This is a genomic window from Actinopolyspora mortivallis DSM 44261 (assembly GCF_000384035.1).
In the GTDB taxonomy this organism is placed as follows: domain Bacteria; phylum Actinomycetota; class Actinomycetes; order Mycobacteriales; family Pseudonocardiaceae; genus Actinopolyspora; species Actinopolyspora mortivallis.
On sequence record NZ_KB913024.1, the window covers coordinates 2,146,742 to 2,162,104 of the forward strand.

A 15,363-nucleotide genomic window follows, 5' to 3' on the forward strand; every position below is an offset into this window, starting at 1 on the left:
GCCTGGCGGCAAGCCCCGGACACGAGTCACGGAGGTCCACGTGAGACGACGACCGACACGTCTGCTGACGCTGCTCGGCCTGTGCATGGCGTGCACCGTCAGCACCGCCCCCGCCGTGGCGGGGAAGACAACGGCCCCGAACGAACCTGTCTATCTGGATCCGAACCGCCCCGCCCGTGAACGAGCCGTCGACCTGGTCTCCCGCATGACCCCGGCCGAGAAGGCCGCGCAGATGGTCAGCAGCCGCGCACCGGCGATCCCCCGGCTGGGGGTGCGTGCCTACGGCTGGTGGAACGAGGCCGCCCACGGCGTCGCCCGGGAACAGACCGAGAACGGTTCCAACCCCGAGATACTGACCAACACGACCTCCTACCCGGTCAGCCTGTCCATGGGGTCCACCTGGAACCCGGATCTGATGTACCGGGTGGCCGAGCGGGTCTCGGACGAGGCCAGGGAGGTCGTCGAGGACAACACGCTCAACCTCAACTTCTACTCCCCGACCGTCAACCTCGGTCGTGACCCGCGCTGGGGCCGCAACGACGAGACCTTCAGCGAGGATCCCGGGCTCACCGCGGCGATGGCCGAGCAGTACGTCAACGGCATGGAGGGCAAGGACCGGAACGGCAACCCGCTGCCCACCGGGGAGGGTTACCTCAAGACCAGCACCACGCTCAAGCACTTCGCGGCCAACAACAGTGAGTTCAACCGGCGAACCGGATCCTCCGACACGGACGAGCGCACGTTGCGCGAGTACTACACGGCCCCCTTCCGCGAGGTGATCCGGGACAGTTCCCCGGCCTCGGTCATGAGCGCCTACAACCGGGTCAACGGGGTTCCCGCCTCGGCCGACGTGACGTTGCTGGACACCCTCGCGCGCGGAACCTTCGGCTTCGACGGTTTCTTCACCTCGGACTGCGACTCGGTCTACGAGATCCAGCACGGGCACAACTGGAGGCCCGAGGGGCGGGAGGAACCACTGGACCACGTCGAACGCAACGCCTACGCCAACGCCGCCGGGGTGGACCTGAACTGCAACCAGGGTTACCACGACGAGCACAACTACTCGAACACCCTTCCCGCCGCCGCCGAGCAGGGCATCCGAACCGACAACGGGACCTACACCGAGAACTTCATGGACGCCTCCCTGGTCCGCCTGTTCACCGTACGCATCGCGCTCGGTGAGTTCGACGACCCGAACGAGGTTCCCTGGGTGCGGCGGGCCCGCGACCGTGTCCCCGAGGACAGCTGGGAGAACTCCGAGGCCAACAAGGCGGTCACGCAGACACCGCAACGACTGGCTCTGGCGCGTGAGGCGGCTTCCGAGTCGATCGTGCTGCTGCGCAACACGAAGGGCTCCGGAGACGAGCGGGTCCTGCCGCTGAACGTGCCCCGGTCCGGCCCCTACAGCGTGGCCGTGATCGGCGACCACGCCGACCCGGACGAGATGTACCTGGGCGGCTACTCCAGCAACCAGACCGCCTCCGGCCGGGCCAACAGCGTCACCGGCTACCAGGGGATCCGGGAGGCCATCGAGTCCGTGAATCCGGAGGCCACGGTGGACCACCTTCCCGGAACCGTCACCGGTGCGGGCGAGGAGCTCAACGAGGACAGCGTCCGAAGGGCCGCGAACTACGACGCCGTGGTCGTCTACGGCGCCACCGACGAGTCCACCGCCAGTGAGGAGGAGGACCGGGACTCGCTGAAACTGCCCGCCCCGCAGACCGCCCTGATCGAACGGGTGGCCGAGGCCAATCCCGAGACGGTGGTCTACCTGGAGACCATCGGCCAGGTCGACGTCAGCGACTTCCGCGCGGACGTCGCCGCGATCCTGTGGAGCTCCTACAACGGACAGCGCAAGGGGGAGGCCCTGGCCGACGTGCTGCTGGGCGAGCGGAATCCGAGCGGACACCTTCCGTTCACCTGGTACCGGGACGAATCCCAACTCCCCCCGATGGACGACTACGACATCAGGCCGGACGAGTCCCACCCGGGCCGGACCTACATGTACTTCGCGGGCGAGCCCACCTATCCCTTCGGCCACGGGCTGAGCTACACCCGTTTCGAGTACGGCACGCCGCACGTGGACCGCACCCACGTGAGCCCGGACGACACCGTGCGCGTCACCACCCGGATCACCAACACGGGGGAGAACACGGGTTCGGACGTGGTGCAGCTCTACGCCCGGTCGGATGAGGCGGCGGATCCCCAGCGGCCGGACCGGAGGCTGGTGGACTTCGCCAAGGTCTCGCTGCGACCGCGGGAGTCCGAGCTGGTGGAGTTCGAGGTCCCGGTGCGCGAACTGGCGCTGTTCGACCCTCGGAAGGAACGCAGCACCGTCGACGGAGGCGGTTACCGGCTGCACCTGGCGAGTTCCAGCTCCGAGGTCGTCCACCGCACGAAGATCACCGTGCGCGGGGCGTCGAAGCCGCGGCCGGTCTCGGTGAGCACCACTCCGCGCGCCGCCGGGGACGGCGAGCGCGACATCCCCCTGCGCAGGATCTTCCCTCACGACACCGTGGTGGAACCCCGTCCGACCGTGGCCATGAACGACGCGAGGCTGTACGGACACCGCGCCGACTCACCGGATCTCCCCCTGCCCCCCGGTATGCGGATCGACTACCGGAGCAACCGACCGGAGGTGGTCGCGGTCGACCGGCACGGAGTGATCCGCACTCAGAACACCGGCGTCGCCACGATCACGGCGACGGTCCACTACCGCGGCACCTCCGCATCGACGAGCTTCGTCGTGAAGGTCCGGTGATCCGCCGCCCGGCTGTGGGCTCCACGTGGCCCCATCCGGGGAGACACGGCGTTTCCCGCCCGGCGTCGGTCGACCGGGCGGTTCCGCCACGTCGTGAACCGCGCGAGCGGGTCGCGGCGAACCGACATCCGACAGGCACACGAAACCACATAGAGGAGCATGAGCGTGACGGACTACTCACCCACCCCCGCGGACAGGTTCTCCTTCGGGCTCTGGACGGTCGGGTTCCGGGGAGGTGACCCGTTCGGGGATCCCACCCGTCCCACGTTGGACCCGGTACGTACCGTGCACAAGCTGGCCGAGCTGGGAGCCTGGGGAGTCACGTTCCACGACGACGACCTGATCCCGTTCGGGGCCCCGGAGGGACAGCGGCAGGAGGCGGTGACCCGGTTCCGGCAGGCGGTCGAGACGGCCGGCCTCACGGTGCCGATGGTGACCACCAACCTGTTCGGACACCCTGTTTTCAAGGACGGCGCGCTGACCGCCAACGACCGTGACATCAGGCGCTTCGCCCTGCGCAAGGTACTGCGCAACGTCGAACTCGCCGCCGAACTCGGCGCCAGCACCTTCGTGGCCTGGGGCGGCCGGGAGGGCTCCGAGTCCGAGGCCGCGATCGACACCTACAACGCCCTGGAGCGCTACCGGGAGGGCATCGACCTGATCTGCGAGTTCATCCGTGACCGGGGCTACGAGCTGCGGCTGGCCCTGGAGCCGAAACCCAACGAGCCGCGCGGGGACATGCTGCTTCCCACGGTGGGGCACGTGCTGGCGTTCGTCGAACGGCTCGAACACCCGGAGATGGTCGGGGTCAACCCCGAGGTGGGCCACGAGCAGATGGCCGGACTCAACTACGTGCACGGGATCGCCCAGGCACTGTGGGCGGGCAAACTGTTCCACCTCGACCTCAACGGACAGCGCGGGGCCAAGTTCGACCAGGACCTGCGTTTCGGAGCGGGGGATCTCAAAAACGCCTTCTTCACCGTGGACCTGCTGGAGAGATCGGGCTACGAGGGGCCGCGACACTTCGACTTCAAACCCTCCCGCACCGAGGACGAGACGGGGGTGTGGACCGCCGCGCAGGGGTGCATGCGCAACTACCTGATCCTGCGGGACCGGGTGGCCGCCTTCCGAGCCGACCCCCGGGTGCGGGCCGCCCTGGAGGCGGCCCGTGTCACCGAGCTGGCCGAGCCCACGCTGGGCCCCGGGGAGAAGCCGGAGGAGCTGCTCGTCGAGCGGACCGGTTTCGACCCGGAGGAGGCCGGCGGACGAGCCATGCACTACGAACGCCTCGACCAGCTGGCTCTGGAGCACCTCATGGGAGTTCACTGAGGGCGGCATCCAAAGTGAACGACCGTGCCGGGCGCGGACCGGTCTCCGGTTCGCGCCCGGCGTAGTCTCCCACCACCTGGTGTACGACGAGGAGGACACGACGTGTTCGTACTGGGTATCGATTCGTCCACCCAATCCACCAAGGCCGTGGTGGTCGAGGCCGAACGGGGAACGGTGGTCTCCGAGGGCAGGTCTCCGCACCCGTCGGGAACCGAGATCGACCCGGCCGTGTGGTGGCGCGCCTGCCTGGAGGCCACGCGGCAGGCCCTCGCCCGTTCCCCCGGTGGGGTGGAGGCTGTTTCCGTGGCCGGTCAGCAGCACGGGATGGTCGCGTTGGATCCCGACGGAACTCCTCTGCGTGAGGCGCTGTTGTGGAACGACACGAGGTCGGCCCCCCAGGCGCGGGAACTGGTCGAACGACACGGTGCGCGGAACCTGGCCGAGCGCACCGGCGTCGTACCGGTCGCGAGTTTCACCCTGACCAAACTGGCCTGGTTGGCCGAGAACGAACCGTGGCTGGTCGAACGTCTCGACCGGGTACTGCTGCCGCACGACTGGCTGTCGTGGCGACTGGCCGGCCGGCCGGAGTGGGCCTGCACCGACCGGGGAGACGCCTCCGGAACCGGGTACTTCTCCCCCACCTCCGGGGAGTGGCTGCCCGAGCTGTGCCGTGAGGTGCTGAAGGGCCACACCCCGTGCCTTCCCGAAGTGCTCGGCCCCGCCGAACGGGCCGGGACGGCGGTTGAGCCCGCGGAGTTGTCCGGGGCCGTACTCGGCCCGGGGACGGGGGACAACATGGCCGCGGCCCTGGGGCTCGGGATCGGGCCGGGGGACGTGGTGGTCTCGTTGGGGACCTCGGGAACCGCTTTCGCGGTGTCCGAGCACCCGGTCACCGAGGAGACCGGGACGGTGGCGGGTTTCTGCGACGCCACGGGACGCTATCTCCCCCTCGTCTGCACCCTGAACGCCGCGCGGGTGCTGGACTCCACCGCGCGGTTGTTGGGAACGGACCTGGGAGGGCTCAGCGAGTTGGCCCTGGCAGCCTCGCCCGGTGCCGGGGGGCTGACCCTGGTGCCCTATCTGGACGGGGAACGCACCCCGGACCTGCCGCTGGCCGCCGGGTCCCTGACCGGGATGCGTACCACGAATCTCACTCCGGAGAACCTCGCCCGAGCCGCCGTGGAGGGAATGCTGTGCGGACTCGCGGACGGGGTGGAGGCACTGCGCGCCAGCGGGGTGCGGGTGGAGCGCGTGTTGTTGATCGGAGGGGCCGCCGAGTCCCCGGCGGTGCGTGCGATCGCCCCGGACCTGTTCGGGGCGCGGGTGCTCGTCCCCGCACCCGGCGAGTACGTGGCTCTCGGCGCGGCGAGACAGGCCGCCTGGGTGGCCTCGGCGACGTCCCGTCCTCCCGACTGGTCGCTGGACTGCGTCGAGCACCCCGTCACGAACGCGGAGGCGGGGGCCGAGGTCAGAAACGCATACCGACGGGCGCGTACCGAGGTGTACGGAGTGTGAGAGGGCTGGTGTCCGGGGGAACGGACTGGACGCCGGAGAACTCCCGACGCCGCGTCCTCCGGGGCCACGGCCCTCTCTCCCTCACCCGACAGGGGTAGGTTGACCCGCGAGGTGAGCACGAGGCCACGGAGGTTCGCATGTACACGGTGGAAATCGACGGAAACCGCCCCCGGATGGATTCGGACGCCTGGGTCGCACCGGGGGTGACCCTGGTGGGGGCGGTGACGCTGTCCTCCGGGGTCAGTGTCTGGTACGGATCGGTCGTTCGTGCCGACGGGGACAGCGTTTCGGTCGGTGACGACAGCAATGTCCAGGACGGGTGCGTGCTGCACGCCGACCCCGGTGTTCCGGTCCGTCTCGGACGACACGTGTCCGTGGGACACCGGGCCGTGCTGCACGGTTGCACGATCGAGGACGAGGTCCTGGTCGGGATGAGCGCCACGGTGCTCAACGGGGCCCGCGTCGGTGAGGGAAGTCTCGTCGCCGCGGGGACCGTGATCCTGGAGGGTACCGAGATCCCGCCGAACTCCCTGGTGGCGGGAGTGCCGGGCAAGGTCCGCCGGGAGCTGTCGGCCGAGGAGCGGGAACTCGTCAAAGCCAACGCGCAGCACTACCTGCGGCTGAAGGAACAGCACGAGGAGGCGACCGGAAGCGGACGGTGACCCTCCCACGGGGTCCACCGCGCGAGTGAGCCCCCCGTGCCCGTGGGAGCTCGCCGTCCCGACCGGTACCCACGTCGCTCGACGTTCCCGCCCGAGGTGATCCCGAGGGGACGCGTCTCCTCGGGATTCCCGAGGGGCCGCATCCGTCCACACCGGAACGGGTGATGTGATCTTGTTCGGTGGGACCGACTCGTCCCACTGCCCGGCTCCCGAGGGAGCCGGGTTTTTCGTTGTCCCGCCGACGAGAACGGATGACTCAGCCGATGATGAACGGAGCCCACGCCGCCACCGGGTTACTGGCGGGCACTGTCGTGGCCACGCTCGCACAACCGACCGTGCCGGGAGTCGCGCTCGGGGCCCTGAGCGGAGCGGGAGCGGCGCTGTTACCCGACATCGACCACGACCGATCCACCATCACCACCTCCTCGGGTCCGGTCACCAGGGCCGCCGCCGAGCTGTCGCAGGCGTTGGCGAGGTGGACCTACCGACGCACCCGCCTGCCGCACGATCCACGAGCGGACGGAAAAACCGGTGAGCACAGAGGACTGATACACACTCCCGTGTTCGCCGTGGTGGTGGGAGCGGCACTCGCCGGGGCCACCCTGGTCACCGACTGGGCCGGCATCGTGGCCGTCTACCTGCTCACCAGCGCCGCCCTGCGTTCACTGCGCTGGTCCTTCCCCCACCGGGTCCGCCGGATGCTCCAGCTCCCCCGCCGAACGGCTCCTCCGCTGTACGCGCTGGGGATCACCGGAGCGCTGGTGTACGTGCACGCCGTCGCCGCCGTCGGTGCCTGGCTCGGGGGGATCGTGACGCTGGGCATGATCGTACACAGCCTCGGCGACGGTGCCACCCACTCCGGAATCCCGTTCACCTGGCCCCTCGCCCGCAGTTGTGACCGTTGCCGAGACGGCTCCCGGTGTCCGGGAGTCCGCTGGGACCGTCAGCACGTGCTTCCCGCCGCGATGAGGTTCTCCGCCGGAGCTGGTGTGGAGAAGGGCGTGCAGGTCTGCTGCCTGGTACTGACCCTGCTGGTGATGGTTCCGGAGCTGGGACGGGCACTGCCCGCTTCGTGGTGAGCCCGCTGGTGCCCGACAACCGCGCACTGCTCCGTTCGAGCGAACTCGATCACGTGAGCTGTCTCTCCGCCCCACCGAGGCGGTACGTACGGGGCGTGGTACCCGAGCGAAGACGGCGGAGGGGTTCCTCCGCCCTCGCGGGATCGCGGCACGGGGTGCCCCGGTACCGGGCCACGGGCGAGGAGGTCGACCGATGACGATGTCCCAGGAGGAGAGGACGCTGCTGGCCACGCTGGCCGGGGTGTTGGCACTCACGCCGCCGGTGCTCGGACTCGGTCTCGGATGGCCGTTCTGGGTGTGGCTGCCGTTGACGGTGCTGACCCAGCTGGTTCCGCTCCTGCTCGCGCGACGGATCCTGGAACGGAGGGCGGAGAGCGAGCGGGCCCGGAGGGAGACGCGGGAACGGCAGCGGCCACACGGGGAAGTCCCGGAGAACCATCCCTTCCACGAGGTGAACGACCTGCGCCTTCCGACGGTGCATCCCGAGTACCCACTGCTGCTGTCGGCCACGGTGCACTGGCTGCCCGGCCCCGGCGCGGCGGGACCGGATCCGGAACGTCAACGGGCCATCGCCGTGGAAGCCGTACACCGGCGTGCCAGCGCGGTGACCGCGCACACCGGCGCACTGGACCACGAGATCACCCTCCACCACCTGCGGGCGCAACTCGGGCAGCTCCGCAGGGACGAGGGAGGGTACCTGCAGGCCTGGGCCACGGACGTCTCACTCGCCCTCCGCGAGGAGGACGCCGAGAGACTGCGCGCGCTCAGCGACGCGGCCAAGGACCTGGAGATCCAGGAGCGCCGGCGCGACCAGGAGCGTGGGCTGCGCAGGTACCTGGCCGAGGAGGCACTCGTCGACACTCCCACGGCGGTGGTGTGGTGGCTGACCCAACGTGAGATCTCCGGGGAACGCCTCACGGAGACGCTGGGCTCGGTGGAGGCGTTGTCCCACCTCTCCTCCCTCGTGCGCTCCGCCCACACCGAGGCGGCGACACGCGGCACCACCGACCGGTGGAGCGTCCGGCCGAGTTCCCCGGACACCGGGGACGGGCGGCTCCACCACGTCCCCGCCGACCTCGACGGACGGCAGGTGGACCCCACGGTGCTGCCGCTGGACGGCCGTGGGGAGCCCGCGACGCTGCGGGTCTACTTCGCCAGGCACATGATCGACAGCACTCATCCCGACGACGGACAACACCGCGCGCTGTTCGCCCGCGAGGTCGCGGAGCTGTTCACGAAACACCACATGCCCCGGGAGGCCGCCGAGATCACGGCACACTACGCACCGGAACGAGGGGAGGCCGAGACGGAAACCACGGTGGTCTCCGACGGGGAGATCACAGGAGCGAGCGACTCTCCCGAGCCTGGCCGGAGGTGGGAGGGAACGCACGGGGAGGGGTAGGCTGAACTTCGGTGGAGGGGAACCGCCCCGCTCAGTCGACCCGGAGGAAGTCGATGACGGAGGGCACCGAACTGCTGGACAACATCGACCGCTCCAGGTTCGAGTTGTACGGTTCCGGAAAACTCCTCGGATTCCTGGACTACCGTCTGGACGGGAACGCACTGCGGCTGGTGCACGCCGAGACCTCCCCGGAGCAGCGGGGGCGCGGTGTGGGCAGCGAGCTGCTGAGCCGTGTGGCGGAGGCCGTTCGGCAGCGCGGTTTCGCCGTCCTTCCGTACTGCCCGTTCGTGCGCGAGTGGTTGCGGGCGAACCCGGACCATCTCGACCTGGTTCCCCCGCGACGGCGCCAGGAGTTCGGTGTGTGAGCGCCCCGACGCGGGCACCGCTCCCCACCCGAGAATCGTTCAGGTCTCCAGGTAGCCCAGTTGGGCGGAAAGTTCCTTGGCGGCCACCGTCATCGCGTCGACCAGCTCCCTCATGCGTCTGCGGGAGAATCGGTAGGACGGACCGGAGGCACTCAGTGCCGCGATCACTCCACCGTCGTGGTTGTACACCGGCACGGCGGCGGCGTTGAGTCCCAGCTCCAGTTCCTCGTAACTGGTCGCGAAGCCGTCACGGACTATGGACTGGAACTCACCGCGGAGTTCGTCCGAGTCAGTGATGGTTCGTGCCGTGTACTGTTGCAGGTCCTCGGCCAGCAGATCCTCACGGTCCTCTTCGGGGGCGTAGGCGAACAGCACCTTGCCGCTGGAGGTGGCGTGCAGGGGGGTGCGTTGACCGACCCAGTTGTGTGCGGTCACCGCGGCGGTGCCACGGGCCTGGCTGATGTTGATCGCCACGTCGTGGTCGCGGATGGCGATGTTGACGGTCTCCCCGAGTTCGGCCGCCAACGAGTCGCAGTAGGGCCCGCCGAGACGCGGCAGATCCATGCGCTCGGTCGCGGCACCCGCGAGACGAACCACCCCGAATCCGATGGCGTATTTTCCCCTGTCCTTGAGCTGTTCCAGCAGGCCACGTGTCTCCAACACGCTGACCAGCCTCGACGCGGTGGATTTGTGCACGCCCAGCTCCCCGGCGATTTCGGTGATACCGACCTCGCCGTTACGTGCCACGAGTTCCAGGATCGTCACCGCCCGGTCCACCGACTGGACCAGCGCTCCCGATCCCTTACCGCGTGCGTCCGCTGATTCACTCACGACTCAACCGTATCCGTCCGGGGACAACTGTCGGAAACCAACGGGTGCGCGGTGCCTGGGGGTCGGAGACGAACACCGCACACTTAGGTTCCGTTATTCGCAACAAATGCTCGCCCTGTGGCGAACCCGGCGGCACCGGCGAGTTCACCGGCTGCGTTACCACCGTCCGGTCGAACCGGACCCGTCATGTTTACCGTACCGCGCGGGGGAACCACCGTGTCCCCGGAAGAGTCCACCGGCAGGCCCGGTGGGAAGCATTCCGACCGCCACCGGCCCCTCACACGGGCCGGAAGCGGTCCGTGCCCGAGTGTCCGCTCACCCGGGCAGAAACTCGGCCATCGCGTCGAGCAGGAGGTCCGCCAGGTAGTTCGCGAACGAACAACGCACCAGAACGCGGTACTCGGGCTCCCGTCCCACCTGCCACAACACCGCGACCGCCCGTCCGAGCAGAGTCTGGGCACAGTGCCCGGTGGAGAAGGCACGCGGATGCAGGTCCACCGAACACACCTTCTCCAGCACCTCCCGCGCCATCGGCCCGGAAAGCCGCAGTGTGGTCCGGTTGGCCGACACGTCCACAGCCGAACCGGCCTCCCCCTGCTGCGCGGAGCGCACCACCCCCAGCAACTCCCCGGCGCGCCCCTCCTCGGCCACGAGCAACCACTCGTCCGGTCCCAACCACAACAGCCCCTGCCGTTCGTCCCCGCTGACCCGGTTGGCCGCGGGAACCGGAAGGCCGAGTTCCTCGGACACCGCACGCAGCGCCGTGCCGGACGGCGGCATCCGGAGATCGAGCTGGGTGAGGAACGGCTCCTCAGCCAGCCGAACCCCCCGGGGACCGTGCACCGCGGAACGTTCGAACTCCGCCACACGGTGTTCCAACGGACTGTGCCTCTCGGCGGTCACCGTGGCGGTGTCCGCCACTCCGGATTCCGACTCAACCCTGTGCAGCACCGTCACGGCGGACTCCTTCCTCGTCGTAGAAAACGGGAGTGGTTACCTCCACCTCGATGTCGGTTCCACCGACCGGGGCACGCAGCACCTCCCCGACACGTTCCCGACCACCACTGACCAGGCCGAGAGCGAAAGTCCTGCCCAACGCGGCGCTGCGGTAGCTCGACGTGACATGGCCCAGCATCGGCACGGGAGGGCGGCGTGGGGCCCGCTGGTCGACCAGGTGAGCTCCCTCCGGCAGGAGGCTGTGCCCGTCGACCGGCAACAGCCCGACCAGGTGCTTGCGGTCCGCGCGGAGCATCTCGGGGCGGGACAGCGAACGTTTCCCGATGAAGTCCTTGCTCCGGGAGACGGCCCAGTTCATCCCCAGATCCAGCGGTGTGACCGTTCCGTCGGTGTCCTGCCCCACGATCACGAACCCCTTCTCGGCACGCAGCACGTGCATCGTTTCCGTGCCGTAGGGGGTGATCCCCAGGTCGCGCCCGGCCTCCATGGCGGCGTCCCACAGTGCCTGGCCGTACCAGCGCGCCACGTTGACCTCGAAGGCCAGCTCCCCGGAGAACGACACCCGCGCCACCCGGGCGGGCACGCCGTTCCGGAGCACGGTCTCGGCGAAGCGCATGAAACCGAACCCCTCGGCCGAGACGTCCAGCTCGGGGGCCAGCCGCCCCACCACCGTCCTGGAGTCCGGACCGACCACCGCCACCGCCGCCCACTGCTCGGTCACCGAGGTGCAGTAGACGTCCAGTTTCGGCCACTCGGTCTGCAACCACTCCTCGAGCCAGTCCAACACCTTGGCCGCCCCGCCGGTGGTGGTGCTCATCAGGTACCTGTCCTCGGCCAGCCGCAACGAGACGCCGTCGTCGAGGACCATGCCGTCGGCACCGCACATCACCCCGTAGCGGGCCTTGCCCACGGGAAGGTTGGAGAACTTGTTGGTGTAGACCCTGTCGAGGAACACCGGGGCGTCCGAACCGACCACTTCGATCCGTCCCAGCGTGCTCACGTCCTGTAGGGCCACACCGGTGCGCGCCGCGGCGCACTCCCGCAGTACGGCCGTCTCCATGTCCTCGCCGTTCTTGGGGTAGTAACGCGCCCGTTTCCACTGCCCCACGTCCTCGAAGACGGCCCCGGCCTGTTCGTGCCTGGTGTGCATCGGGGTGGTACGCACCGGGTCGTAGAGGGGACCCCGCGTACGTCCCGCGAACAGCGCCAGCGGAACCGGTGTGTACGGGGGACGGAACGTGGTGGTGCCGACCTCGCCGGGGGAGCTCGCGGCGAGTGTCTCGGCCAACACCCCGATCGTGTTCACCCCCGAGCTCTTGCCCTGCTCCACACCGGTGGAGACGGTGGTGTAGCGCTTGACGTGCTGGACCGAACGCATTCCCGTCTCGGTGGCGGCGTGCACGTCGGCCACGGTGGCGTCGCGTTGCAGGTCCACGAAGTGCTCGGTGCACTCCCGCCGGGGCCGGGACTCGTCCGGAACGGCCCAGACCGGACGTGGGCGTCCCACCGGACGGTCCCCGTCGACCTGGGGCACCGCCGGCGGAGCGACCCGGAAGCCCGCCACCGTGGCCGCTTCGGCTCCAGCCGCGAACCCCTGGGCCAGACAGCCGGCCAGGTCATAGGTACCGCGGGCCGCCCCGACCACACGCGCCGAACGCCCACCGGGGCTGTCCGGGACGAATCCGGCCACCACGGGGTCCCACCGCACCGTCCCCCCGCTCTGGGCGAACAGCTGCACCGCCGGGTTCCAACCACCGGAGACGGCGAGCAGGTCGCACCCCACCTCCACGGGAGTTCCGGTGAGCGAGCCGTTTCCGTCCAATCCGGCGATCCGCACTCCCGTGACCCCCGGCTCGCCCGTCGCGGCGGTCACCACGGAACCCGGATAGACCTGAGCTCCCGCGGCCCGGACCTGTTCGACCAGCCGGGCGGGTGGTTCGGCCCTGGTGTCCACGATCGCGGGGACCCGCGCCCCGCAGGACAGCAGATCGAGGGCGGTGGCGTAGGCGCTGTCCGAGGTGGTGAACACCACCCCCTCCCGCCCCGGAAGCACCGCGTAACGGTTGACGTAGGACCGCACCGCCGAGGCGAGCATGACGCCGGGACGGTCGTTGTCGGCGAACACGAGGGGCCGCTCGTGGGCTCCGGTGGCGAGCACCACCTGCCCCGCACGGACGTGCCAGAGGCGCTGGCGCGGCCCCGAGCTCCGCCACACCGGCAGGTGTTCGGCCCTGCGCTCGGCGACCAGCAGGTAGTTGTGGTCGTAGCAACCCAGCGCCACCGATCGGGTCAGTATCCGCACGTTCTCGTTCTCGGCCAGCTCCCTGGCGGCCCGACCCACCCACTCCGTGGCGGGATGCCCGGAGACGTGGGCCTGCCCGTCCGGCAGCGTCCCGCCCAGCTCACGGTGCTGGTCGATCAGCATCACCCGCGCTCCGCCCCGCGCGGCCACCAGGCTCGCCGCCAGTCCGGCCGGCCCCGCGCCCACCACGACCACGTCGGAACGGACGAACTTCTTGTCGTAGCCCGCCGTGTCGCGCTGCCCGCTCAACCAGCCGACACCGGAGAGGGTCCGCACCTCCAGACCCTCGTAGATCTCCAGCTCCGTCGCGGGAAGCATGGGCTCCGGACACCCGTCCAGGCGCTGCACCAACGCGTTGGGTTCGGTGCAGTCCGCGGTGAACACCCCCCGCGCACGTCCCCGGTGGATGGAGGGGCCCACCTCGGTGATCCCGCAGGCCAACAGGGCGGAGGCCAGGGTGTCGCCGGGATGTCCCCGGACGCGACGGCCGTCCACCGTGCAGTCGATAGCACGGGCGCGGTCGATCCGGCCGGAACGTACGGAGGCGTTGAGCCGGTGCGGATTCGGCGAACTGGTCATGGCACTACCGACTTTCCCGTCGAGACGGAATGTCCGGACTCATCTCGTTGGTCGCCGTGTCACGGACGACGGAGAACCACCGGCGGCATCCGGCGGTGTGTACCCACCGTTCGGTGAGCGTCCCCAGTGGATTGGCCCGCACGAACAGGTAGTTCCCCCAGGCCGTGTCGTCGAGCCGCTCGGGATCGGCCGGGTAGTCGACGTCGGCCTGACCGCCGTAGCGGAACTCGACCTCGTCCCGGTCCCCGCACCACGGACATCGGATGAGCAGCATCGGCGCCTCCTCTCAGTGGGCCACGGCCGCCGCGCCGTGTTCGTCGATGAGTGCACCGGTGGTGAAACGCTCCATGCCGTAGGGCTCGTTGAGCGGATGCGGAGCACCGGTGGCGATGGTGTGGGCGAACACCCAACCCGCTCCGGGGGTGGCCTTGAACCCGCCGGTCCCCCAGCCGCAGTTGACGTAGAGGTTCTCGTAGGGAGTCGGACCGATGATCGGAGAGGCGTCCGGGGTGACGTCCACGGTGCCCGCCCAGGTGCGCAGCAGGTGAGCCCTGCCGAAGATCGGGAAGAGTTCCACGGCCGCGGCGAGCTGGTTCTCGATCACGTGTACCGAGCCGCGCTGGGCGTAACCGTTGTAGGCGTCGATACCCGCCCCGAGCACCAACTCCCCCTTGTGTGCCTGGCTGGTGTAGACGTGGACGTGGTTGGACATGACCACGCACGGGTGCACGGGTTCGAGGATCTCGGTGGCCATCGCCTGCAGCGGGTGGCTCTGCAGGGGCAGGGAGATCCCCAGTGTGTCCGTGAGCAGGCTGGTCCTGCCCGCCGCCGCCAGTCCGACGCCGCCCGCACCGATCGTCCCCCGGCTGGTGCGCACCCCGGTGACCCGGTCACCGCTGGTGGTGAACCCGGTGACCTCGCAGTTCTGGATGAAGTCCACCCCCATGGCATCGCACTCACGTGCCAGGGCCCAGGCGACGAGGTCGTGTTTGGCCACCCCACCCCGGGGCTGGTAGGTGGCTCCGAGCACCGGATAGCGCAACCTCGGCGAGGTGTCCAGGATGGGACACACCTCGGCGATCTCCTCGGGAGTCAACCATTCGGCGTCCACACCGTTGAGCTCGTTGGCGAAGGCGCGTCTGCGCGCGTCGCGTACCTCCTGCTCGGTGTGGGCGAGGTTGAGCACTCCGCACTGGCTGAAGTGGAACTCGTAGTCCAGTTCCTCGGCCAGCTCCTCCCAGAGACGCAGCGCGTGGTCGTAGAGGGCGGCGCTCGGATCGAGCAGGTAATTCGAACGGATGATCGTGGTGTTGCGGGCCATGTTGCCACCGGCGAGCCAGCCGCGTTCGAGGACGGCCACGTCCGTCACACCGTGGTTGCGGGCCAGGTAGTAGGCGGTGGCCAGCCCGTGTCCACCGGCACCGACGATCACCACGTCGTAGCTGCTCTTCGGCTCCGGGTTGCGCCACAGCCGACCCGGTTCGTGCGAGGTGTTGCTGTCAGCGGCCAACGGGACTCCTAGTCGGACGGGGGACGAGCTGCTCACCGTGTTCTCACGGTCCGCCGGATCCCACTCCGGAG

General features: G+C 69.5%; 12 protein-coding genes. 7 read left to right on the top strand and 5 right to left on the bottom strand.

Annotated features, from left to right (window positions below; translation table 11 throughout):
• Positions 1-40: 40 nt before the first annotated feature.
• The 7 genes from ACTMO_RS0110195 (at position 41) to ACTMO_RS0110230 (ending at position 9,113) form a co-directional block, all read left to right on the top strand.
• Positions 41-2,761, top strand: a complete 2,721-nt coding sequence (locus tag ACTMO_RS0110195; RefSeq protein ID WP_019854589.1) for a glycoside hydrolase family 3 C-terminal domain-containing protein — start codon at positions 41-43, stop codon at positions 2,759-2,761.
• A gap of 165 nt (positions 2,762-2,926) precedes the next feature.
• Positions 2,927-4,090 carry a xylose isomerase gene (gene xylA / locus ACTMO_RS0110200; protein WP_019854590.1) on the top strand — a complete coding sequence of 388 codons (1,164 nt, stop codon included), beginning with the start codon at positions 2,927-2,929 and terminating at the stop codon, positions 4,088-4,090.
• 102 nt (positions 4,091-4,192) lie between these two features.
• Positions 4,193-5,605: a xylulokinase gene (xylB, locus tag ACTMO_RS0110205; protein ID WP_019854591.1), complete on the top strand. Its 1,413-nt coding sequence runs from the start codon at positions 4,193-4,195 to the stop codon at positions 5,603-5,605.
• A 137-nt stretch (positions 5,606-5,742) separates the two neighbouring features.
• Positions 5,743-6,267, top strand: a complete 525-nt coding sequence (locus tag ACTMO_RS0110210; RefSeq protein ID WP_019854592.1) for a gamma carbonic anhydrase family protein — start codon at positions 5,743-5,745, stop codon at positions 6,265-6,267.
• Between the two features lie 251 nt (positions 6,268-6,518).
• Positions 6,519-7,346 carry a metal-dependent hydrolase gene (locus tag ACTMO_RS20890; RefSeq protein WP_084792102.1) on the top strand — a complete coding sequence of 276 codons (828 nt, stop codon included), beginning with the start codon at positions 6,519-6,521 and terminating at the stop codon, positions 7,344-7,346.
• 193 nt (positions 7,347-7,539) lie between these two features.
• Positions 7,540-8,748, top strand: coding sequence for a hypothetical protein (locus ACTMO_RS0110225; RefSeq protein ID WP_019854595.1), 1,209 nt, complete (start codon positions 7,540-7,542; stop codon positions 8,746-8,748).
• Positions 8,749-8,801: 53 nt separating this feature from the next.
• Positions 8,802-9,113, top strand: a complete 312-nt coding sequence (locus tag ACTMO_RS0110230) for a GNAT family N-acetyltransferase (protein WP_019854596.1) — start codon at positions 8,802-8,804, stop codon at positions 9,111-9,113.
• Positions 9,114-9,152: 39 nt separating this feature from the next.
• Here ACTMO_RS0110230 and ACTMO_RS0110235 read toward each other — a convergent pair whose 3' ends face one another.
• The 5 genes from ACTMO_RS0110235 to ACTMO_RS0110255 form a co-directional block, all read right to left on the bottom strand.
• Entirely contained in the window at positions 9,153-9,944 is a 792-nt protein-coding gene (locus tag ACTMO_RS0110235; RefSeq protein ID WP_033401526.1) for an IclR family transcriptional regulator, read from the bottom strand.
• 315 nt (positions 9,945-10,259) lie between these two features.
• Positions 10,260-10,901, bottom strand: a complete 642-nt coding sequence (locus ACTMO_RS0110240) for a sarcosine oxidase subunit gamma (RefSeq protein ID WP_019854598.1) — start codon at positions 10,899-10,901, stop codon at positions 10,260-10,262.
• Complete coding sequence (locus ACTMO_RS23905) at positions 10,879-13,782, bottom strand: 2Fe-2S iron-sulfur cluster-binding protein (protein ID WP_019854599.1); 2,904 nt, start codon at positions 13,780-13,782, stop codon at positions 10,879-10,881. The genes ACTMO_RS0110240 and ACTMO_RS23905 overlap by 23 nt, the downstream gene beginning before the upstream one ends.
• Before the next feature lie 4 nt (positions 13,783-13,786).
• The gene (locus ACTMO_RS0110250) at positions 13,787-14,056 is read right to left on the bottom strand and encodes a sarcosine oxidase subunit delta (protein WP_019854600.1); all 270 of its coding nucleotides are present in this window, start codon (positions 14,054-14,056) and stop codon (positions 13,787-13,789) included.
• A 12-nt stretch (positions 14,057-14,068) separates the two neighbouring features.
• The gene (locus ACTMO_RS0110255) at positions 14,069-15,292 is read right to left on the bottom strand and encodes a sarcosine oxidase subunit beta family protein (protein WP_019854601.1); all 1,224 of its coding nucleotides are present in this window, start codon (positions 15,290-15,292) and stop codon (positions 14,069-14,071) included.
• Positions 15,293-15,363: the final 71 nt, after the last annotated feature.